The sequence below is a fragment of the Burkholderia sp. MSMB1072 genome (assembly GCF_001524725.1).
GTDB lineage: Bacteria > Pseudomonadota > Gammaproteobacteria > Burkholderiales > Burkholderiaceae > Burkholderia.
Map to the genome: position 1 here is coordinate 581,510 of NZ_LOYC01000030.1, position 19,045 is coordinate 600,554.

General features: G+C 67.5%; 17 protein-coding genes. 6 read left to right on the forward strand and 11 right to left on the reverse strand.

The features are described from left to right. Window positions 1-33 precede the first annotated feature (33 nt). Window positions 34-1,353: a C4-dicarboxylate transporter DctA gene (locus WS89_RS15960; protein WP_059500968.1), complete on the reverse strand. Its 1,320-nt coding sequence runs from the start codon at window positions 1,351-1,353 to the stop codon at window positions 34-36. A gap of 194 nt (window positions 1,354-1,547) precedes the next feature. On the opposite strand from WS89_RS15960, the gene WS89_RS15965 reads away from it, so the two are divergent. Next, a complete protein-coding gene (locus WS89_RS15965) occupies window positions 1,548-2,270 on the forward strand; it encodes a FadR/GntR family transcriptional regulator (protein ID WP_179949386.1) in 723 nt (240 codons plus the stop codon). A gap of 44 nt (window positions 2,271-2,314) precedes the next feature. Here WS89_RS15965 and cynR read toward each other — a convergent pair whose 3' ends face one another. Next, window positions 2,315-3,205 (reverse strand): transcriptional regulator CynR, encoded by an 891-nt coding sequence (gene cynR / locus WS89_RS15970; protein WP_059791868.1) that lies wholly within the window; start codon window positions 3,203-3,205, stop codon window positions 2,315-2,317. Between the two features lie 312 nt (window positions 3,206-3,517). Here cynR and WS89_RS15975 point away from each other — a divergent pair, with 312 nt between their 5' ends. Then, complete coding sequence (locus WS89_RS15975) at window positions 3,518-4,717, forward strand: MFS transporter (protein WP_059791870.1); 1,200 nt, start codon at window positions 3,518-3,520, stop codon at window positions 4,715-4,717. Window positions 4,718-4,834: 117 nt separating this feature from the next. Here the strand turns inward: WS89_RS15975 and WS89_RS15980 are convergent, their stop codons facing one another. Further along, window positions 4,835-5,893: an L-idonate 5-dehydrogenase gene (locus WS89_RS15980; protein WP_059791978.1), complete on the reverse strand. Its 1,059-nt coding sequence runs from the start codon at window positions 5,891-5,893 to the stop codon at window positions 4,835-4,837. Window positions 5,894-5,906: 13 nt separating this feature from the next. Continuing rightward, window positions 5,907-6,680, reverse strand: a complete 774-nt coding sequence (locus WS89_RS15985) for an SDR family NAD(P)-dependent oxidoreductase (RefSeq protein ID WP_059500964.1) — start codon at window positions 6,678-6,680, stop codon at window positions 5,907-5,909. Between the two features lie 151 nt (window positions 6,681-6,831). Here WS89_RS15985 and WS89_RS15990 point away from each other — a divergent pair, with 151 nt between their 5' ends. After that, the gene (locus WS89_RS15990) at window positions 6,832-7,722 is read left to right on the forward strand and encodes a LysR family transcriptional regulator (protein ID WP_059791871.1); all 891 of its coding nucleotides are present in this window, start codon (window positions 6,832-6,834) and stop codon (window positions 7,720-7,722) included. Window positions 7,723-7,798: 76 nt separating this feature from the next. Here WS89_RS15990 and gap read toward each other — a convergent pair whose 3' ends face one another. Together gap and tkt are read right to left on the reverse strand one after the other, a co-directional pair. Beyond that, entirely contained in the window at window positions 7,799-8,809 is a 1,011-nt protein-coding gene (gene gap, locus WS89_RS15995) for a type I glyceraldehyde-3-phosphate dehydrogenase (protein ID WP_059500962.1), read from the reverse strand. Window positions 8,810-8,896: 87 nt separating this feature from the next. Further along, complete coding sequence (gene tkt / locus WS89_RS16000; protein ID WP_059500961.1) at window positions 8,897-10,969, reverse strand: transketolase; 2,073 nt, start codon at window positions 10,967-10,969, stop codon at window positions 8,897-8,899. A 211-nt stretch (window positions 10,970-11,180) separates the two neighbouring features. On the opposite strand from tkt, the gene speE reads away from it, so the two are divergent. The 3 genes from speE (at window position 11,181) to WS89_RS16015 (ending at window position 13,390) form a co-directional block, all read left to right on the forward strand. Then, a complete protein-coding gene (gene speE, locus WS89_RS16005; RefSeq protein WP_059791873.1) occupies window positions 11,181-12,038 on the forward strand; it encodes a polyamine aminopropyltransferase in 858 nt (285 codons plus the stop codon). A 150-nt stretch (window positions 12,039-12,188) separates the two neighbouring features. Further along, window positions 12,189-12,605, forward strand: a complete 417-nt coding sequence (locus WS89_RS16010) for a VOC family protein (RefSeq protein ID WP_059500960.1) — start codon at window positions 12,189-12,191, stop codon at window positions 12,603-12,605. A 17-nt stretch (window positions 12,606-12,622) separates the two neighbouring features. Then, a complete protein-coding gene (locus WS89_RS16015) occupies window positions 12,623-13,390 on the forward strand; it encodes a 16S rRNA (uracil(1498)-N(3))-methyltransferase (protein WP_059791980.1) in 768 nt (255 codons plus the stop codon). Between the two features lie 6 nt (window positions 13,391-13,396). On the opposite strand, the gene WS89_RS16020 is transcribed toward WS89_RS16015, so the two are convergent. The 5 genes from WS89_RS16020 to WS89_RS16040 form a co-directional block, all read right to left on the reverse strand. After that, complete coding sequence (locus WS89_RS16020) at window positions 13,397-14,209, reverse strand: hypothetical protein (protein WP_059791875.1); 813 nt, start codon at window positions 14,207-14,209, stop codon at window positions 13,397-13,399. Between the two features lie 65 nt (window positions 14,210-14,274). Beyond that, window positions 14,275-15,018, reverse strand: coding sequence for a hypothetical protein (locus WS89_RS16025; protein ID WP_059791877.1), 744 nt, complete (start codon window positions 15,016-15,018; stop codon window positions 14,275-14,277). Between the two features lie 207 nt (window positions 15,019-15,225). Continuing rightward, complete coding sequence (locus WS89_RS16030) at window positions 15,226-15,789, reverse strand: barstar family protein (protein WP_006476945.1); 564 nt, start codon at window positions 15,787-15,789, stop codon at window positions 15,226-15,228. Between the two features lie 16 nt (window positions 15,790-15,805). Then, window positions 15,806-16,237, reverse strand: coding sequence for a ribonuclease domain-containing protein (locus tag WS89_RS16035; RefSeq protein ID WP_059500957.1), 432 nt, complete (start codon window positions 16,235-16,237; stop codon window positions 15,806-15,808). 373 nt (window positions 16,238-16,610) lie between these two features. Beyond that, a complete protein-coding gene (locus tag WS89_RS16040; RefSeq protein WP_306454016.1) occupies window positions 16,611-18,953 on the reverse strand; it encodes an NADP-dependent malic enzyme in 2,343 nt (780 codons plus the stop codon). Window positions 18,954-19,045 lie beyond the last annotated feature (92 nt).

The window sequence follows — 19,045 nt, forward strand, 5'->3', positions numbered from 1 at the left end:
GGCCGGGGAAGCCGCGCCGCGCGAGCGGCGTGTTCAGAGCGCGTGAGCCTGGTCGCCGGCGACCGGTGCGGCGCTGCCCGGCGCATCGGCCACGTAGCGCAGCTCGCGGTTCAGCACGCGCTGTGCGCGGGCGCGGTCGATGTCGTTCTCCCACACGGCGACCACCACCGTCGCGACGCAGTTGCCGATCAGGTTGGTCAACGCGCGGGCGATGCCGACGAACCAGTCGACCGGCAGGATCAGCACGAGGCCAAGCACCGGAATCGCGGGAATCGCCGACAGCGTCGCTGCGAGAATCACGATCGCCGAGCCGGGGATGCCGTGCGCGCCCTTCGACGTGACGAGCGACACGAGCAGCACGACGATCAGGTCGTGCGTGGACAGCGGCGTGTTGGTGGCCTGCGCGATGAACAGCACCGCGAGCGTCAGGTAGATCGAGAAGCCGTCGAGGTTGAACGAATAGCCGGTCGGAATCACGAGGCCGACGGTCGAATCCTTGATGCCCATGTATTCGAGCTTGCTCATCACCTGCGGCAGCACCGCGTCCGACGACGCCGTGCCGAGCACGATCGACAGTTCCTCGCGCAGATAGCGGATCAGCTTGAACACGGAGAAGCCCGCGAGCCGCATCACCGCGCCGAGCACGACCGTGACGAACACGAAGCAGCTCAGGTAGAACACCGCGACCAGGTAGCCGAGCTGCTTGAGCGACGCGACGCCGTACTTGCCGGTCGTGAACGCGATCGCGCCGAGCACGCCGAGCGGCGCGAGCTTGATGATGAAGCCGATGATCCGGAAGAACACGTGCGACAGCTCCTCGATCAGCGAATTGACGCGCTGCGCCTTGTCGCCGAGCAGCGACAGCGCGGAGCCGAACAGCACCGCGAACACGAGGATCTGCAGGATGTCGCCCTTCGCGAACGCGTCGATCGCCGTCTCGGGGATGATCTTCATCAGGTAGCCGGCCGTATCCTTCAGGCTTTCGGCGTTCTTCGCGTACGTCGACAGCGACGCCGCGTCGAGCGAGCGCAGGTCGATGTTCATCCCGACGCCGGGGCGCGTGACCCAGGCGAGGACGAGCCCGATGCCGAGCGCGAGCGTCGTCATCACCTCGAAGTAGACGACCGCCTTCAGGCCGACCCGGCCGACCTTCTTCAGGTCGCCCGCATTGGCCATGCCGCTGACCACGACGCAGAACACGATCGGGCCGATGACCATCTTGATGAGCTTCAGGAAGCCGTCGCCGAGCGGACGCAGCGACTCGGCGAAGTGCGGGAAGAACGCACCGAGCGCCACCCCTAGGATTAATGCGACGACTACCCGGCCAAACAGCGAATTGAGGAATTTCGACACGGCGCTCTCCCGATCCAACGGTTGCAGTTTCGTCTGTTCATACTGGTAAGACCAGTAATGTTATGGGGGATAGTAGGAAGCCGATATAGTGGCGTCAAGGACGAACAAAATAGGGATTTCCCGCCCCCGCGCACGGGCTTGCGGCGCCCCGGAAAGGGGCGGATCGTGGCTTTCCCACTCGCGGGCGGATTACAATGCCGGTCAGACCGGCCATCGTTCACACCATGAAAAATGTTCCGCATACCGTGACCGACACCGCCATCGCGACGATCCGCGACCGGATCGAGACAGGCGTGTACCCGGTCGGCAGCCTGCTGCCGGCCCAGCGCCAGCTCTCCGAGGAGTTGGAAATCAGCCGCGCGTCGCTGCGCGAGGCGCTGTCGACGCTCGAGGCGCTCGGGATGCTGCGCATCCGCGCGGGCAAGGGCGTGTACGTCGAAAGCGCGCAGGCGTCGGCCGCGCATCCGTGGCAATTCGCCGAGCAGTCGTCGCCGCCCGACACCTACCAGATGCGCTATGCGCTCGAAGGCTTCGCCGCGCGGATGGCCGCGCGCGTGGTCAGCGACGCCGACATCGCATGGTTCGAGGACAACCTCGCCGACCTGCACGTCGCGCTGACGGAGAACGCACTCGAAGAAGCCTCGCGGCTCGACTTCGACTTCCACATGCGGATCATCCATCTGGCCGGCAACGCGGCGATCGAATCCATCCTGCGCAGCAGCGCGGACATCATGAAGGAAAGCCAGCGCATGCCGTTCTACCGCCGCGAACTGCTGCTGTCGACCTGGCACGAGCACCGTGCGATCGTCGACGCGCTAATCGCGCGCGATGCGGCCGCCGCCGGCATCGCGATCGAAACGCACATCGCGAACGCCGCACAGCGCGCGGGCGTATTCTTCCCGACGCCCGGCACGTAATTCCCCCCCGCGCCGCCGTCTGCCCGTCCGGCCGGCCGCGCCGGTCACCGTTCCGACGAATCGCGATAGGCGAGCACGCGCTCGATGAATGCGCGCGCCGCGACGCTGCGGTACGCGCCCTTGCGCGTGAGCAGCGCGGCCGTGCGCGTCGGCAGCGGCGGATCGATCTCCAGTGCGCACAGGTCGCCGCTCTCGCGCGCGACCGCGTCGGGCAGCACCGTCGCGAGCCGGCCGCACCGTACGAGTTCCAGCACCGCGCTGACCGTATTCGTCTCGATCGCGATCGACGGCCGCGCGCCGTGCTCGACGAAATACCGGTCGATGTGCTCGCGCGTCGCGAACGCACGGCTCAGCAGCACCAGCGGCTCGCCGCCGAGCTCGGCCGGCGTCAGCGCGCGGCGGCGGCGCGCGAGGCGGTGCGTGCGCCCCGTCACCAGCGCGAGCGGCTCGTCCCACAGCGGCAGTGCGTCGATGTCCGGCGCGCGCGGCGGCATGAACGCGAAGCCGGCGTCGAGCCGGTCGTCGGCGAGGAGCGCCTCGATGCGCGCCTGCGGCATCGCATCGATCGTCAGCGCGACGTTCGGATGGTCGGCATGGAATGCGTCGATCAGCGAGCCGCTCAGGTAAGCCGCGAACGTCGGCATCATCGCGAGCCGCAGCGAGCCGCTGCCGAGATCGGCGACGTCGTGCAGCGCGCGCTGCCCGGTATCGAGCGCGTGCAGTGCGGCGCGCGCATGCCGCGCATAGACCTCGCCGAATTCGGTGATCTGCACCGTGCGGCCCGAGCGGTCGAACAACTGCACGCCGAGCGTTTCCTCGAGCTGGCGGACCTGCTGCGACAGCGTCGGCTGCGACACGTGCAGCGCATCGGCCGCGCGCGTGAAACTGCGCTGCTCGGCGACGGCCAGGAAATAGCGGATGTGGCGGAGAAGCATCGCAACCAACGTATTGGTTTTGCCAATAGAGACCATAACGATCCAGTCTTGGACGCTATGGGTCGATACCCGCATCATACGCACATCCGCTTCCGTGCAGCGCCGCTGTCGCCGCACGGAAGCGGCACGCCCGGGCCCGCCCTGCTTCCGCCCGCCGCACGGCGATCCGCCGCCCGCCCGATCCGGGCTCGGCCGCGGTCCGCCCGGCGCGCTTCGGCTCACCGCCGATCCGTCGACGCCGGCCCCCGATTTCCTTCACCCCGCGCAACCGACGGCCCGTGCCGCCGGCCGGCGCCGCCGTTTTTCGCGATCATGGAACCGCATCACGACAACCACCCTCCCCTCACCCGCGGCATGACGCTGCTGTTCGCGTGCGCGTGCGGCATCGTCATCGGCAACATCTACTACGCGCAGCCGCTGCTCGCCGCGATCGCGCACAGCTTCGGGCGCGCGCCGACCGAGCTCGGCTATCTCGTCACGCTGACGCAGCTCGGCTATGCGGCCAGCCTGCTGCTGATCGTCCCGCTCGGCGACGCGATCAATCGCCATACGCTGATCGTGCGGCTGCTGATGCTCAACGTCGTCGCACTGATCGCGGTCGCGTCCAGCACGAACTTCACGATGTTCGTCGTCGCGAACGTCGCGGTCGGCTTCGTCACCTGTTCGACGCAGTTGCTCGTGCCGTTCGCGGCGTCGCTCGCCGATGCGCGCTCGCGCGGCCGCGCGGTCGGCACCGTGATGAGCGGGCTCCTGCTGGGTATCCTGCTCGCGCGCGTCGCGGCCGGCGCGATCGCCGACTGGCTCGGCTGGCGCGCGGTGTACGGCATCGCCGCCGCGATGGTGCTCGCGCTGACCGCCGTGCTCGCCGTGAAGCTGCCGAAGGACCGCCGCGACGTGCGCGTCGACTACGCGGCGCTGATGAAGTCGCTCGTCGCGCTGGTGCGCGCGCAGCCGCCGATCGTGCTGCGCTCGACCTACGGCGCGCTCGTGTTCGCGTGCTTCAGCCTGCTGTGGACAGGCCTCACGTTTTTGCTGAGCCAACCGCCGTACAGCTATTCGGAAGGGCAGATCGGCCTGTTCGGGATCGTCGGCGCGGTCGGCGCGCTCGCGGCGACGTCGGCCGGCCGGCTCGTCGATCGCGGTCACGGCAATGCGGCCACCGGCCTGTTCGCGGCGGCCGTGCTCGCGTCGTTCGCGCTGATCGCGACCGGCTCGCATTCGCTCGCGGCGCTGATCGCGGGCATCCTGCTGCTCGACGTCGGCGTGCAGGGCATGCACATCTCGAACCAGAGCGTGATCTATGCGCTCGCGGGCAACGCACGCAGCCGCGTGACGACGATCTACCTGACGAGCTATTTCATCGGCGGCGCGTTCGGGTCGTTCGCGGCGAGCGTCGCGTACGGCCTCGACGGCTGGCGCGGCGTGTGCATCGCGGGCGCCGCGCTGTCGGGTGCGCTGATCGCGCTGTGGCTCGCATCGCAACGTGTCGGCACGCGACGGGTCACGCAGTGATGCGGCAGGCCGGCGATCCGTTTGCACCGCACGACGAGAAAGGCACGCTGCGCGCATCGCGGGCGTGCCTTTTCACCAAGGATGCCGCAGCCGTCGCGACGCGCCGACGCCGCACCGTCACGCGGCCTCGTTCGCGAAATCGATCAGCACCTTCATCGCACGCTGGCGGTCGCCCGCCAGTTCGAACGCGAGGTTCGCATCGCGCATCGGGAACACGCGCGTGACGGCCGGCCGCAGGTCGACGCGCCCCGCGTTGATCAGTTGCACCGCCAGCGCGAATTCCGCATGAAAGCGAAACGACCCGCAGATCGACAGCTCCTTCGCGACCACGACGTTCTGCGGCAAGCTCACGTCGCCGCCGAGCCCGAGCTGTACGACGACGCCGCGCGGACGCATCACGTCCAGTCCGTCGCGCAACGCGCGCGCATTGCCCGAACATTCGATCATCACGTCGAACGTGCCCTTGTCGGCGCTGTAGCGTTCGACCCAGCCGACATCGGCCGTCGCGTTGATCGTGCGGTCCGCGCCGAGCGCGCGCGCCACGTCCAGCGGCGCGTCGACGACGTCGGTCGCGACGATCTCCGCCGCGCCGTGCACGCGCGCCGCCGCGACTGCCAGCACGCCGATCGGCCCGCACCCCGACACGAGCACGCGCTTGCCGATCAGCGCGCCCGCGCGCGACACCGCATGCAGCCCGACCGCGAACGGCTCGGCGAGCGCCGCGAGCGACAGCGGCACGTGATCGGCGACCTTCACGCACTGCACCGCGTCGCACACGAGCGCGTTGCGGAACGCGCCCTGCACGTGCGGCATGCGCATCGCGCTGCCGTAGAAGCGCATGTCCAGGCAATGGTTCGGTAGCCCGTCGAGACAGTAGCGACATGCGCCGCACGGCCGGCTCGGATTGACGGCGACGCGATCGCCGACCTTCACCGACGTCACGTCCGGCGCCACTTCCGCGACCGTGCCGGCGACCTCGTGGCCGAGCACCATCGGCTGCTGCAGCCGGATCGCGCCGAAACCGCCATGCCGGAAGTAATGCAGATCGGAGCCGCAGATGCCGCCCATCGCGACGTCGACGCGCACCTGGCCCGGGCCGATCTCGCCCGCGTCCTGCTCCTCGACCCGCAGGTCGTTCGGCCCGTGGATCACGACACACATGCAACGCATACGCATGACACGCTCCTTGTCAGACGGCACTGGTCAGCCCGCCATCCACGAACAGCGTCTGGCCGTTCACGAAATCGGACGCGGCCGACGCGAGGAAGATCGCCGCGCCGCACAGCTCGTCGACCTGCCCCCAGCGGCCGGCCGGCGTGCGCTTGCACAGCCAGTCCGAAAACGCCGCGTCGTCGACCAGCGCGCGATTCAGTTCGGTCTCGAAATAGCCAGGCGCGAGGCCATTGGCCTGGATGCCGTGACGTGCCCAGTCGGCGCACATCCCCTTGGTCAGCATCCGCACCGCCCCCTTGGTCGCCGCATAGGGCGCGATCGTCGGCCGCGCGAGCTCGCTCTGCACCGAACAGATGTTGATGATCTTCCCGCGGCCGCGCGCGATCATGTGCCGCGCGACGGCCTGTGCGACGTTGAACACGCCGTCGAGATTCACGCGCATCAGCGCATGCCAGTCGTCCGGGTCGAATGCGTCGAGCGGCGCGCGACGCTGGATGCCCGCGTTGTTCACGAGGATGTCGATCGCGCCGACGCGCGCCTCGACGTCGTCGATCGCCATGCGTACCTGCGCGTGCTCGGTCACGTCGAACACCGCATGGTCGGCCGCGAAGCCTTCGTCGCGGAAACGGCGCGCGAGCGTCGCGGCCTTCTCTTCATTGCGATCGTTGATGACGATCGCCGCGCCCGCTTCCGCGAGCCCGCGGGCAAGCGTCAGCCCGATCCCGCGGCCGGAACCGGTAATCAGCGCGCGGCGGCCGTCGAGGCGGAACCGGTCAAGGGCGTCAGTCATGGATGTCTCCTCGTACCCGACGAGCCGGCTGCCCGTCGCGGCCGGTCTCGTATGAACGGTATCTTCCGTCGCAACCGGGACGCCGCGCCAATGGTCTTTCTTGATCCGGTTATCATGAAAACTGATTACCGTCCTTTCGAGCCCGCCGCCCATGGAACTCAAGCAATTGCGCGCCTTCGTCACGCTCGCGGAAGAGCTGCATTTCGGGCGCGCCGCGCAGCGCCTGTGCATCGTGCAGCCCGCGCTGAGCATGCAGATCAAGGCGCTCGAGGCGGAACTCGGCGCACGCCTGTTCGAGCGCGACCGGCACAAGGTCGAGCTGAGCGACACGGGGCGCGTGTTCCTGCCCGAAGCGCGGGCGACGCTGCAGCAGGCTGCACGCGCGGAACAGATGGCGCGGCTGTCGAGCCGCGGCGAAATCGGCACGCTGCGGATCGCGTTCGTGTCGTCGGTATTGCCGGCGCTGCTGCCGGCCGTGCTGCGCGCGATGCGCGAGCGCTATCCGCTGATCGCGCTCGAGCTGAAGGACATGCCGACGCCCGACCAGATCGCCGCGCTGCGCGACCGGCGGATCGACTTCGGCATGATCCGGCTGCCGGCCGCGTATGCGGGCATCGATATCCGCGTGGTGCTCGAGGAAGGCTTCGTCGTCGCGCTGCCGCTCGGCCATCCGCTCGCCGCGCGCGATGCGATTTCGCCCGCCGCATTGCGCGGCCACCCCGCGTTCGTGCTCGCGCGCCGCTACGCGCCCGGCTTTCACGACGACATGCTGCTCGCGCTGAGCCGCGCGGGTACGACGCTCGAGATCGCCCAGGAGTTCGGGGAATTCACGACGATGCTCGCGCTCGTCGCGGCGGGAATGGGGATCGGGCTGATCCCGGCGGAAGCGGCCAGCGCGCTGCCGCCGAACGTGCTCGCGCGGCCGCTCGACCTGCCCGGTCATCGCAGCGGCATCGGTCTCGCGTGGACCGATCTCGACGGCCCGCTGAAGCGCGCGTTCGTCGCCGCGATCGAACACGCGACAGCGAACGGCGGGCAATAAAAAACCCGGCCGGGAAACCCGGGCCGGGTTCGTCCGCCACGCCGGCCGCGTTGCGGCGGCTGCGCGACGTGCGGGATTACTTCGCGTTCGCGAATGCGACGGCCGTATCCAGCATGCGGTTCGAGAAACCCCACTCGTTGTCGTACCAGCTCGACACCTTCACGAGGCGGCCCGACACCTTGGTCAGCGTCGCATCGAACGTCGACGAAGCCGGGTTGTGGTTGAAGTCGATCGACACCAGCGGTGCGTCGTTGTAGCCGAGGATGCCCTTCAGCGCGCCTTCCGATGCTTCCTTCATGATCGCGTTGACTTCCTCGACCGTCGTGTCGCGCTTCGCGATGAACGACAGGTCGACGATCGACACGTTGATCGTCGGGACGCGGATCGCGTAGCCGTCGAGCTTGCCGTTCAGTTCCGGCAGCACGAGGCCGACGGCGGAAGCCGCGCCCGTCTTCGTCGGGATCTGGCTGTGCGTGGCCGAACGCGCGCGGCGCAGGTCTTCATGGTAGACGTCCGTCAGCACCTGGTCGTTCGTGTACGCGTGGATCGTCGTCATCAGGCCGGTTTCGAGGCCGATCTTGTCGTTCAGCGGCTTGACGAGCGGCGCGAGGCAGTTCGTCGTGCACGATGCGTTCGAGATGACCGTGTGCTCGGCCTTCAGCACGTCGTGGTTCACGCCGTAGACGATCGTCGCGTCGACGTCCTTGCCGCCCGGCGCCGAGATGATCACCTTCTTCGCGCCGCCCTTCAGGTGCGCGCTCGCCTTTTCCTTGGTCGTGAAGAAACCCGTGCACTCCATCACGACGTCGACGCCCAGCTCGCCCCACGGCAGTTCGGCCGGGTTGCGGTTCGCGAGCACGCGGATCTTGTCGCCGTTCACGACGAGGTAGTCGCCGTCGACCGACACTTCGCCCGGGAACTTGCCGTGTGCGGTGTCGTACTGGGTCAGGTGCGCGTTGGTCTTCGCATCGCCCAGGTCGTTGATCGCGACGATCTCGATATCGTGCTTCTTGCCGTTTTCATAAAACGCGCGCAGCGTGTTGCGGCCGATACGGCCGTAGCCGTTGATTGCGACGCGAATCGTCATGGTCTATCTCCTGATGGCTGAAAAAATTCGTTTCGTGCAGCTTCACGGTGCGACGCGCGCATCGGGCGGCGCGCGTCGCGTATGCTTTTAGGCCAGCACGGCCTTCGCCGTCTCGACGACGTGCTCGACGGTGAAGCCGAAGTACTTGAACAGCACGCCGGCCGGCGCCGATTCGCCGAACGTGTCGATCCCGACCACGCCGCCTTCGAGGCCGACGTACTTGTGCCAGAAGCTCGTCACGCCCGCTTCGATCGCGACGCGGCGCACGCCGTGCGGCAGCACGCGTTCGCGGTATTCGGCGTCCTGGCGGTCGAACACGTTGGTCGACGGCATCGACACGACGCGCGCCGCGATGCCCTGCTGCGCGAGCGGCTCGACGGCCTTCATCGCGAGTTCGACTTCCGAGCCCGTCGCGATCAGGATGATCTTGCGCGCAACGATCTCGTCGTCCCAGTCCTTCAGCACGTAACCGCCCTTCTCGATGTTGGCGATCTGCGCATCGGTACGCGGGTTGAACGCGAGGTTCTGGCGGCTGAAGATCAGGCTCGACGGACGATCCGCGGCGATCGCCTGGGTCCATGCGACGGCCGTCTCGACCGTGTCGGCCGGGCGCCAGACGTCGTGGTTCGGGATCAGGCGCAGGCTCGACACGTGCTCGATCGACTGGTGCGTCGGGCCGTCTTCGCCGAGGCCGATCGAATCGTGCGTGAACACGAAGATCGACGGCACCTTCATCAGCGCGGCCACGCGCAGCGCGTTGCGGCTGTAGTCGGAGAACGTCAGGAACGTGCCGCCGAACGGCTTGTGGCCGCCGTGCAGCGCGAGGCCGTTGATCGCGGCGCTCATGCCGAATTCGCGCACGCCGTAGTTGATGTGGTTGCCGAGCCGCACGCCCGCGCCTTCCGGATTCGCGCGCACGGCCTTCGACGCCTTCCAGTTGGTCAGGTTCGAGCCGGTCAGGTCGGCCGAGCCGCCGAGCAGCTCGGGCAGCGCGGCGGCGAGGCCCTCGATCGCCTGCTGCGACGCCTTGCGGGTCGCGACCGTCTCGGCGCGCTCGTTCGCGCCGGCGATGATCGCGGCAGCCTTCTCGGCCCAGTCGGCCGGCAGCTTGTTGGCCATCCGGCGCTCGAATTCGGCCGCTTCCGCCGGGTACTTCGCGCGATAGGCCGCGAACGTCGCGTCCCATTCGGTCTCGGCGCGCTTGCCGGCTTCCTTCGCGTCCCATGCCGCATAGACTTCCTGCGGAATCACGAACGGCTCCCACTTCCAGCCGAGCGCTTCGCGCGTCTTCGCGATTTCTTCCGCGCCGAGCGCGGCGCCGTGCACGTCGTGGCCGCCGGCCTTGGTCGCCGCACCCTTGCCGATCACCGTCTTGCAGCAGATCAGCGTCGGCTTGTCCGACAGCTTCGCCTTCGCGATCGCCGCGTCGACCGCGTCGACGTCGTGGCCGTTCACGTTCGGGATCACGTTCCAGCCGTACGCTTCGAAACGCTTCGGCGTGTCGTCGTGGAACCAGTTCACGACGTCGCCGTCGATCGAGATGCCGTTGTCGTCGTACAGCGCGATCAGCTTGTTCAGCTTCAGCGTGCCGGCGAGCGAGCAGGCCTCGTGCGAGATGCCTTCCATCAGGCAGCCATCGCCGAGGAACACGTACGTGTGGTGATCGACGATCTTCGCGCCGTCACGGTTGAACTCGTCGGCCATCAGCGCTTCGCCGAGCGCCATGCCGACCGCGTTCGCGAGACCCTGGCCGAGCGGGCCGGTGGTCGTCTCGACGCCCGGCGTGATCCCGTATTCCGGGTGGCCCGGCGTCTTCGAGTGCAGCTGGCGGAAGTTCTTCAGCTCTTCGATCGGCAGGTCGTAGCCGGTCAGGTGCAGCAGCGAGTACAGCAGCATCGAGCCATGGCCGTTCGACAGCACGAAACGATCGCGGTCGGCCCAGTGCGGGTTCGCCGGGTTGTGCTTCAGATGGCGCGACCAGAGCGCCACGCCGATTTCGGCCATGCCCATCGGCATGCCGGGGTGACCGGAGTTCGCTTGCTGGACGGCGTCCATCGCGAGCGCACGGATCGCGTTGGCCATCAGGGTGGTGGAGGCGGGAGACGAAGTCGTCATGTCGAGTCCGGAGAACGAGTCGAGGAAACGGGAGCACGGCGGCATCCGGAAGCTCGAGCGTCAATCGTTCCCGGCGCGCGGTGCGGCGCCTGACGGACGCGAAGCGGACGGAGCCAACGGACGGGGCTGCAAAGCTCGTCATTTTAACAGATGGGCCGACATTTCCCTTGTCGGCGCGTCGTGTTCCGGCACGGTTTTCCGCCAAACCGGCCGCCGCCTATAATTCAGGCGTCGGAACTGCCCCAGCGGCCTGCCCGTGAGTACCACCCTTCTCTTTCACCCGACGCCCGACGCCACCTACGGCTTCCCGAATGCGCGGCGGCTCGCGCACGTCTCGTCCCCGCACCAGCAGATCGAAGTCTGGGACACCCCGCAGCTCGGCCGCCTGTTCACGCTCGACGGCCGGCCGATGACGTCGGTCGGCGACGAGTACGTCTATCACGAGTGCATGACGCACCCGGCCGCGCTCGCGCATCCGTCGCCGCGCAAGGCGCTCGTGCTCGGCGGCGGCGACGGCGGCGCCGCGCGGCAGTTGCTCAAGCACGCATGCATCGAACGGATCGTGATCGCCGAACTCGACGACGAGGTGGTCGGGATGGCGCGCCGCTATCTCGACGACGTGCACCAGGGCGCGCTCGACGACCCGCGTGTGGAGGTGGTGATCGGCGACGCCGCGCATTTCGTCGCGTCGACCGTCGAGCATTTCGATCTCGTGGTGTTCGACCTCACGCCGCCCGACTCGCCGGCGGCCGGCCTCTACACGCGGGCGTTCTACGCCCGACTCAAGCGGATCCTCACGCCGCGCGGCGCGATCTCGATGCATCTCGGCTCGCCGGTGTTCCATGCGACGCGCATCGCCGCGCTGCTCGACGACCTGCGCGCGAGTTTCGCGTTCGTCGATCCGTTGTCCGCCCATGTGCCGCTGTACGGCTCGCAGTGGCTGATGGCGATCGCGAGCGACACGCTCGACGCGGCCGCGCTGTTCGCGCACGACGTCGACGAACGGCTCGCTGCGCGCCGCGTGCAGGGATTGCGCTATTACGATGCACGACTTCATGCGGCCCTCTTTGCCCTGCCCCGCGCGCTGCGCGATACACTGGGCGTTCGCCGCTGAACGTCCGGACGGCCACATCGCTCCGTTTTCCTTCGAGGCTTCGCATGGTTCGCCTGCGAAACGCGGAGCCGGAACGACCCGGATGCAGCGAACGCCATTCGACCGACCGCGCCGCAACGCACCGTTCGACCGCGAAAACAGGAGATTTTCATGACCGATCCACGTCCGGCCGACGTGCCTTGGTTGACGCCGTACCTGACCGTGCGCAACGTGCGCGCGGCCATCGATTTCTTCAAGGCCGCATTCGGCTTCGAGCTGCGCGACGTGCACGACGAGGACGGCGCGATCATGCACGTCGAGATGACCTATCGCGGCCAGTTGATCGTGATGTTCGCGCCCGAGGGCGCGTTCGGCTCGAAGGCCTTGACGCCGAAGCGCGCGAACGCCGTCGCGCCGCAATCGTTCTATCTGTATGTCGACGACGTCGACGCCACCTGGCAGCGCGCGCTCGACGCCGGCGCGAAATCGCTGAGCGAGCCGCAGGATCAGTTCTGGGGCGACCGGTTCGCGCAGATCGAGGATCTCGACGGCTACCGCTGGGCGCTCGGGTGCCGCCTCGACGCATGACCGACACCGCCACGCGCATGAACGAAGCCACCACCACCGCGGCCGTGCCGCGCTTTTTCGTCGACGCGGCATTGCGCGCCGACACCACGCTCGCGCTGCCGGCCGAGGTCGCGCGCCACGCGCAGGTGCTGCGGCTGCAGCCCGGCGACGTGCTCGCGCTGTTCGACGGCACGGGCGGCCAATACCGCGCGCGGCTCGTCGAGATCGACAAGCGCAACGCAATCGCACAGATCGAGGCGTTCGAACCGGTCGAAGCCGAGCCGCCCTATCGCGTGACGCTCGCGCAAGGCATCGCCGGCGGCGACAAGATGGACTGGGTGATCGAGAAGGCCGTCGAGCTCGGCGTCGCGGCGGTCGTGCCGCTGTCGACCGCGCGCGGCGTCGTGAAGCTGTCCGGTGAACGGGCGGACAAGCGCGTCGCGCATTGGCGCGGCGTCGTGCGCGCGTCGTGCGAACAGTGCGGACGCAACCGTGTGCCGGACGTCGCGGCAGTACGCGGCTTCGGCGCATGGCTCGATACGCTGCCTGCCGCGTCGGGCGACGGCGAACTGCGGCTGCTGCTGTCGCCGCGCGCAAGCATTCCGTTTTCGTCGTTGCCTGATGCACCACCCGCGGCATCGGTCACGCTGCTGATCGGGCCCGAAGGCGGACTGTCGCCCGATGAGGAAAACGCGGCCCGTGCGCGCGGGTTCACCGCGCTGTCGCTCGGGCCGCGCGTGCTGCGCACGGAGACGGCCGGCGCGGCCGTGCTCGCGGCGCTGGCGGCGCGCTGGGGTGGGTGGTGAAGCGCGTCAGCGCGCCGCGTTGAACGGCTCGATGTCGATGACGCCGGAACCCTTGAGCGCCAGCGCAAGCGCATCGATGCTGGCCGGATCGAACGAGAAGGTCGTCGCGGTGACCCGCAACGGCGGCGTCGCCTGGATCGCCTCGATCAGTGGGCCGCGATAGCGCAGGTTCATCAGCATCGGCACGACCTGTGCGATACCGACCGGCCGGCCGCCGTGCTGCACCGTGGCGGCATCGACCGTATCGTTCCAGCCCTGGATGAAGCCGCCGGCGTCGATCCGCGTGTTCAGCTCGATCCAGCGCCGCTTCTTCTCGTCCGGGCTGTCGCCCGATGCGCGCAATGCGGCGGCTTCGCGGCCGACATCCGTATCGTGCTTCGCGCGCCACGCCATGTAGCCGAGCGCGAAGACCATGTTGTCCGGCAGGATGTCGTCGTCATGCACGACGTGGGACAGGCGTCGCGGCGCCTGACTGTCGACGAAGGCCGGCGTCAGGATCCAGACGCTCCCGTTGCGCAACGCGCCGGATGTCCTGCCGAGCGCGGGTTCGCCGCTGTCGACCGCGATGCGCGTCAGCAGCCCCGCATCGACCAGTTCGTTCAACTGGCCGGCCAACGCCGCCGACGCGTGAATCGCGCCGGCCACTGCCGCGTATTGGCCGGGCGTCGAGCGCGTGCGCAAATCGGCAAGCAGCCGCTCTACCGCCGGATACGCAGCCGGCGTCGACGCCGGTTCGGCCGCGACGGCATTCGCGGCCGCCGCGCCCCCCATCGAAACCACGACTGCAGCAACCAGCAGCCCTCGCGTGAAAGCGTTCATCGTTGATGCCCCCGTTCGAATGTCCGGCGCGCCGGCGACGTGCACGACAGCCCGGACGCTGCCGATTACTTGCCGGCGTCGCCGTCCGCGTCCCGCATCTGGCTCATCAGCGCGTTGACGACCGGCCGCAGCACCTGAGCGGGGGAATCCATGATCCAGCCCTTGCCGTCCGCACCATGCAGGTCGATCCGGCCCGTCATCGGCCGGCTCGTCTGCGCGTGGTCGAACACGGGTACCATGCCCTTCAGGAACGTCGCGAGGTATGCCGCGCGCGCGTTGTCGTCCTCCGAGCGCGGCTCGTCGACCTTCTCCCGCAGCGCCCGCAAGCCAGGCTCCACCTCGGCGACGCGGCACGCGAATTCGACCGTCGCGATCGATTCGCCTTCCACGGATTCGTTCGGTTTCCGCGTCGAGCCGGTGGCCTTGCACTCGGAACGCGCAAGTGCATGCTGAAACGACTCGATCGCCGCGGTGGCCGGCCCGCTCACCGTTGCGCGCACCGTCGCCGGCACCTTGTTCAGGATGGAGGCGACGATAGCCTCGCTCACCTTGTCGGCGAGCTTCGCAACTTCCGCCACGTCGAGCACACCCTTGCCGTCGAAGTGCGTACGCGTTGCCTCGTTGAACTGCTCGGCCTTCGACGCGTCGCCATTGACGAATGCGCCGAGATACAGGTCGGCGGTTTGCTCGGGGGTCAGCAGCGCGGCCTGCGCGGCCGGCGGGATGCCGAACGACAGCGCGCACAGGGTCAGCGCGCATGCGAGCGGACGACGCGCACGCGTGCGCGCCGCAAATCGGGTAGCGGTCATGGGAAGACGGCCCTCTCTCGAATGATTGGTGTTGTGCGCCCGACGCGTCGTCCGCAGCCCGGGCCGACCGATTGTCGCGGAAAAAAGTGTGCGATGAAAGGCTTGTGTCGGGTCGCGTACCGCGCGCGACACGTGCAGACGCAAAAAAGCCCGCTCGAAGCGGACTTTTGACGGGCGGTTCGGCGAATCGGCCGCAGGCCGATGCGCTTACGCGAACGAGTAGAACACGCGGAACGCGACCTTGCGCTCGGCCCAGAATTCGGCCGCCTCGCGGAACACGTCGAGCAGCGTCTCGCGCCCTTCCTTGTCGAATTTCTGCGCGATCGGCAGCCCTTCGAGGACGATCACGAAACCGGGCTGCGCGCCGGCCTTCGCGACGAGGTCGGTCAGGCAGTCGTACAGCGCGTCGTAGTTCTTCCCGAAATGCTTCGGAAACAGGAACGACGTCGCGATCGTTTCCATCACTTCCTGCTTCGACTGCGCGGCGCCGCAATACGCATACAGGAAATGCTGGCCGAGCCGACCGGCTTCGTCGGCGAGATCCTGCACGCGGAACGCGCGGATCGACTGCACGAGATTGGGTCGCACGGTCGTGAAAAGGCTCATAGGCTCCTCGTTCGATGAAAGCCCGGGCTCGGCTTCCTGTTGCTCCGGCGTGCCGCCGGCCTGCGCCGCCGCGTGCAACTGAATCACACGCTGAAACAGATTACCGTCGCCGGCCGCGAACAGTTCCGCCGCCGCCGTATCGTGCGCGTAGATGGAGTCGCTCATGCCATTCGTCCCGAAGTCATTCAACAATACGTTTAAAACTGTTGTAGTGGTCGCCCGTGTAATAACAGTTGTCGATCCGGCGCAACGGCCCGCCACAGACGATCCGGCGCGCGCCGCGATTGCGCGCACGCGGCGTCGGCACCGTGTACTCATGGTAGTAGCCGCGCTTCGCCTTCGGCAGGATCCGCTCGCGATTGCCGAATACGACGCCGTCTTTCTCGTACGGATAGGGGCCGCCGGCGGCGATCAGGCCCAGCGTGGTCACGGCTTCGCGCGGAAGACGGGCGGCCGGGATCGTATCGAGCCCGCTCGCGGCCACGTCGGCCGGAACGGCCTCCCGTGCGTAAGCGGCGGAAACCAGACTGCCCGTCGGCGTGCCGACGATACCCATCGCGAACATCGCGAAGACGGACGCGAGCGCGCCGTTGCGGAGCCACTTGCGTGCCATGAACCAGGGTTCCCGCTGTTAAATCAAGTAGTTGACGACCAACAAAGGCGTTAGCGTAGCGTTATTGGCCGCGCGAATCAATGTCCGTTTGGGAATCGAAAGCCGCGCGACACCGGTAATGCCGTATTTCTTACCGAATTTGCACTACATTTAACTTACATGGGATAAAATACGACCGGCATCTTTCATATGGCAAGACCCTGCCTCCTTGCCACACTCGCTACCCGGAGTGGAAAGATGCTGCTGTTGCTTATGGGAAGCGCGATTGCGCCCTGCCCGCGGCGTGCCCATTGCGGGCACGCCTCTTTTTGCTTTTGTTTACAATTTCGCCCGACGCGCGGCACCGGTTCGACCGGCGCCGCGTCGTTTCGCCTCAGCGCGCGGCGTTGACGTCGGCGACCAGCAGCGCCGCCATGTTGACGATGCGGCGAACGGTCGCCGATTCGGTCAGCACGTGCACCGGCTCCGCGGCGCCCAACAGGATCGGCCCGATCGCGATGTTGTTGCCGGCGGCCGTCTTCAGCAGGTTGTACGCGATGTTCGCGGCGTCGATGTTCGGCAGGATCAGCAGGTTCGCGTCGCCTTCCAGCGTCGATTCCGGCAGGATTTCCTTGCGCAGCGCCGCGTCGAGCGCGACGTCGCCGTGCATCTCGCCGTCGACCTTCAGCTCCGGCGCGGTTTCCTGCAGGATCGCGAGCGTATCGCGCATCTTCTTCGCCGAAGGTGCATTGCTCGTGCCGAAATTCGAGTGCGACAGCAGCGCGACTTTCGGCTCGATGCCGAAGCGGCGCACTTCTTCCGCGGCCATGATCGTGATCTCGGCCAGTTGCTCCGGCGTCGGATCGACGTTCACGTGCGTATCGACGAGGAAAATCTGGCGGCCCGGCAGCACGAGGCCGTTCATCGCCGCGTACACGCTGCAGCCCGGGCGCTTGCCGATCACCTGGTCGATGAAGTGCAGGTGGCGGTGCGTGGTGCTGATCGTGCCGCAGATCATCCCGTCCGCTTCGCCCTTCTTCACCAGCATCGAGCCGATCAGCGTCGTGCGGCGGCGCATTTCGACGCGCGCGAGCTGCTCGCTGATGCCCTTGCGCGCCATCATCTTGTGATACGTCTGCCAGAAGTCGCGGTAGCGCTCGTCGTGCTCGGTGTTGACGACCGTGAAATCGGCGCCGGGCGTGAGGCGCAGGCCGTAGCGCTGGATGCGGTGCTCGATCACCGACGGGCGGCCGATCAGGATCGGCTTCGCGAGTTTTTCGTCGACGATGATCTGAACGGCGCGCAACACGCGCTCTTCTTCACCTTCCGCGAACACGACGCGCTTCTTCTCTTCCGGCGCGGCGCGCGCGATCTGGAAGATCGGCTTCATCGTCGTGCCGCTGTGATACACGAACTGCTGCAGATGGACGCGATACGCCTCCATGTCCTCGATCGGGCGCGTCGCGACACCGCCGTCCATCGCGGCCTGCGCGACGGCCGGCGCGATCTTCACGATCAGGCGCGGATCGAACGGCTTCGGGATCAGGTATTCGGGCCCGAACGACAAATCCTGGATGCCGTACGCGGTCGCGACGATGTCGCTCTGCTCGTGCTGCGCGAGTTCGGCGATCGCATTGACGGCCGCGATCTCCATTTCGCGCGTGATCGTCGTCGCGCCGACGTCGAGCGCGCCGCGGAAGATGAACGGGAAGCACAGGACGTTGTTGACCTGGTTCGGGTAATCGGTGCGGCCGGTGGCCAGCACGGCGTCGGGGCGCACTTCGAGCGCGAGTTCCGGCAGGATTTCCGGCGTCGGGTTCGCGAGCGCGAGGATCAGCGGGCGCTCGGCCATGCCCTTCACCATCTCCTGCTTCAGCACGCCCGCGGCCGACAGGCCAAGGAAGATGTCCGCACCGTCGATCACTTCGGCGAGCGTGCGGGCGTCGGTTTCGCGCGCGAAACGCTCCTTGTCCGGATCCATCAGTTCGGTGCGGCCCTTGTAGACCACGCCGGCCAGGTCGGTCACCGTGATGTTCTCGAGCGGCAGGCCGATGTCGACCAGCAGGTCGAGACACGCGAGCGCGGCCGCGCCCGCGCCGGACGCGACGAGCTTGACCTTCTTGATGTCCTTGCCGACGACCTTCAGGCCGTTCGTGACGGCCGCGGCCACGACGATCGCGGTGCCGTGCTGGTCGTCGTGGAACACCGGGATCTTCATCCGCTTGCGCGCTTCGCGCTCGACGATGAAGCAGTCCGGCGCCTTGATGTCTTCGAGGTTGATCCCGCCGAAGGTCGGCTCCAGCGCGGCGATCACGTCGACGAGCTTGTGCGGGTCCGATTCGTTCAGCTCGATGTCGAACACGTCGATGCCCGCGAACTTCTTGAACAGCACCGCCTTGCCTTCCATCACCGGCTTCGACGCGAGCGGGCCGATGTTGCCGAGACCGAGCACCGCCGTGCCGTTCGTCACGACGCCGACCAGGTTGCTGCGCGCGGTGAAACGCGCCGCGTTCAGCGGGTTCTCGACGATCTCCTCGCACGCGTACGCCACACCCGGCGAATACGCGAGCGCGAGGTCGCGCTGGTTGATCATCTGCTTGGTCGGAGCGATCGCGATTTTGCCGGGGGTCGGAAATTCGTGATAGTCGAGCGCGGCTTCGCGAAGCTTGGCTTTGGAGGAGGCTTGGGTGGACATGTGTCTCGTGACGTGCGGATTAGAATAACTGTTCGACGGCATTGTAGCGCCAATCATCGGCCGCCAGACCGGCGATTCGGGTGCAACAGCCGCGACCAAAATGTACTGGATGGTGCAGGAGCGCCGCCGCTCGC

Excerpts from the sequence above, each read along its gene's own strand:
- WS89_RS16020 (WP_059791875.1), bottom strand. The coding sequence starts at position 14,209 with ATGAACGCTTTCACGCGAGGGCTGCTGGTTGCTGCAGTCGTGGTTTCG.
- WS89_RS15980 (WP_059791978.1), bottom strand. The coding sequence starts at position 5,893 with ATGCGTATGCGTTGCATGTGTGTCGTGATCCACGGGCCGAACGACCTG.
- gap (WP_059500962.1), bottom strand. The coding sequence starts at position 8,809 with ATGACGATTCGCGTCGCAATCAACGGCTACGGCCGTATCGGCCGCAAC.
- WS89_RS15990 (WP_059791871.1), top strand. The coding sequence starts at position 6,832 with ATGGAACTCAAGCAATTGCGCGCCTTCGTCACGCTCGCGGAAGAGCTG.
- WS89_RS16040 (WP_306454016.1), bottom strand. The coding sequence starts at position 18,953 with ATGCCGTCGAACAGTTATTCTAATCCGCACGTCACGAGACACATGTCC.
- WS89_RS15965 (WP_179949386.1), top strand. The coding sequence starts at position 1,548 with ATGCCGGTCAGACCGGCCATCGTTCACACCATGAAAAATGTTCCGCAT.
- WS89_RS15985 (WP_059500964.1), bottom strand. The coding sequence starts at position 6,680 with ATGACTGACGCCCTTGACCGGTTCCGCCTCGACGGCCGCCGCGCGCTG.
- WS89_RS16015 (WP_059791980.1), top strand. The coding sequence starts at position 12,623 with ATGAACGAAGCCACCACCACCGCGGCCGTGCCGCGCTTTTTCGTCGAC.
- WS89_RS16030 (WP_006476945.1), bottom strand. The coding sequence starts at position 15,789 with ATGAGCGACTCCATCTACGCGCACGATACGGCGGCGGCGGAACTGTTC.
- WS89_RS15975 (WP_059791870.1), top strand. The coding sequence starts at position 3,518 with ATGGAACCGCATCACGACAACCACCCTCCCCTCACCCGCGGCATGACG.
- tkt (WP_059500961.1), bottom strand. The coding sequence starts at position 10,969 with ATGCCGCCGTGCTCCCGTTTCCTCGACTCGTTCTCCGGACTCGACATG.
- cynR (WP_059791868.1), bottom strand. The coding sequence starts at position 3,205 with ATGCTTCTCCGCCACATCCGCTATTTCCTGGCCGTCGCCGAGCAGCGC.
- WS89_RS16025 (WP_059791877.1), bottom strand. The coding sequence starts at position 15,018 with ATGACCGCTACCCGATTTGCGGCGCGCACGCGTGCGCGTCGTCCGCTC.
- WS89_RS16035 (WP_059500957.1), bottom strand. The coding sequence starts at position 16,237 with ATGGCACGCAAGTGGCTCCGCAACGGCGCGCTCGCGTCCGTCTTCGCG.
- WS89_RS16010 (WP_059500960.1), top strand. The coding sequence starts at position 12,189 with ATGACCGATCCACGTCCGGCCGACGTGCCTTGGTTGACGCCGTACCTG.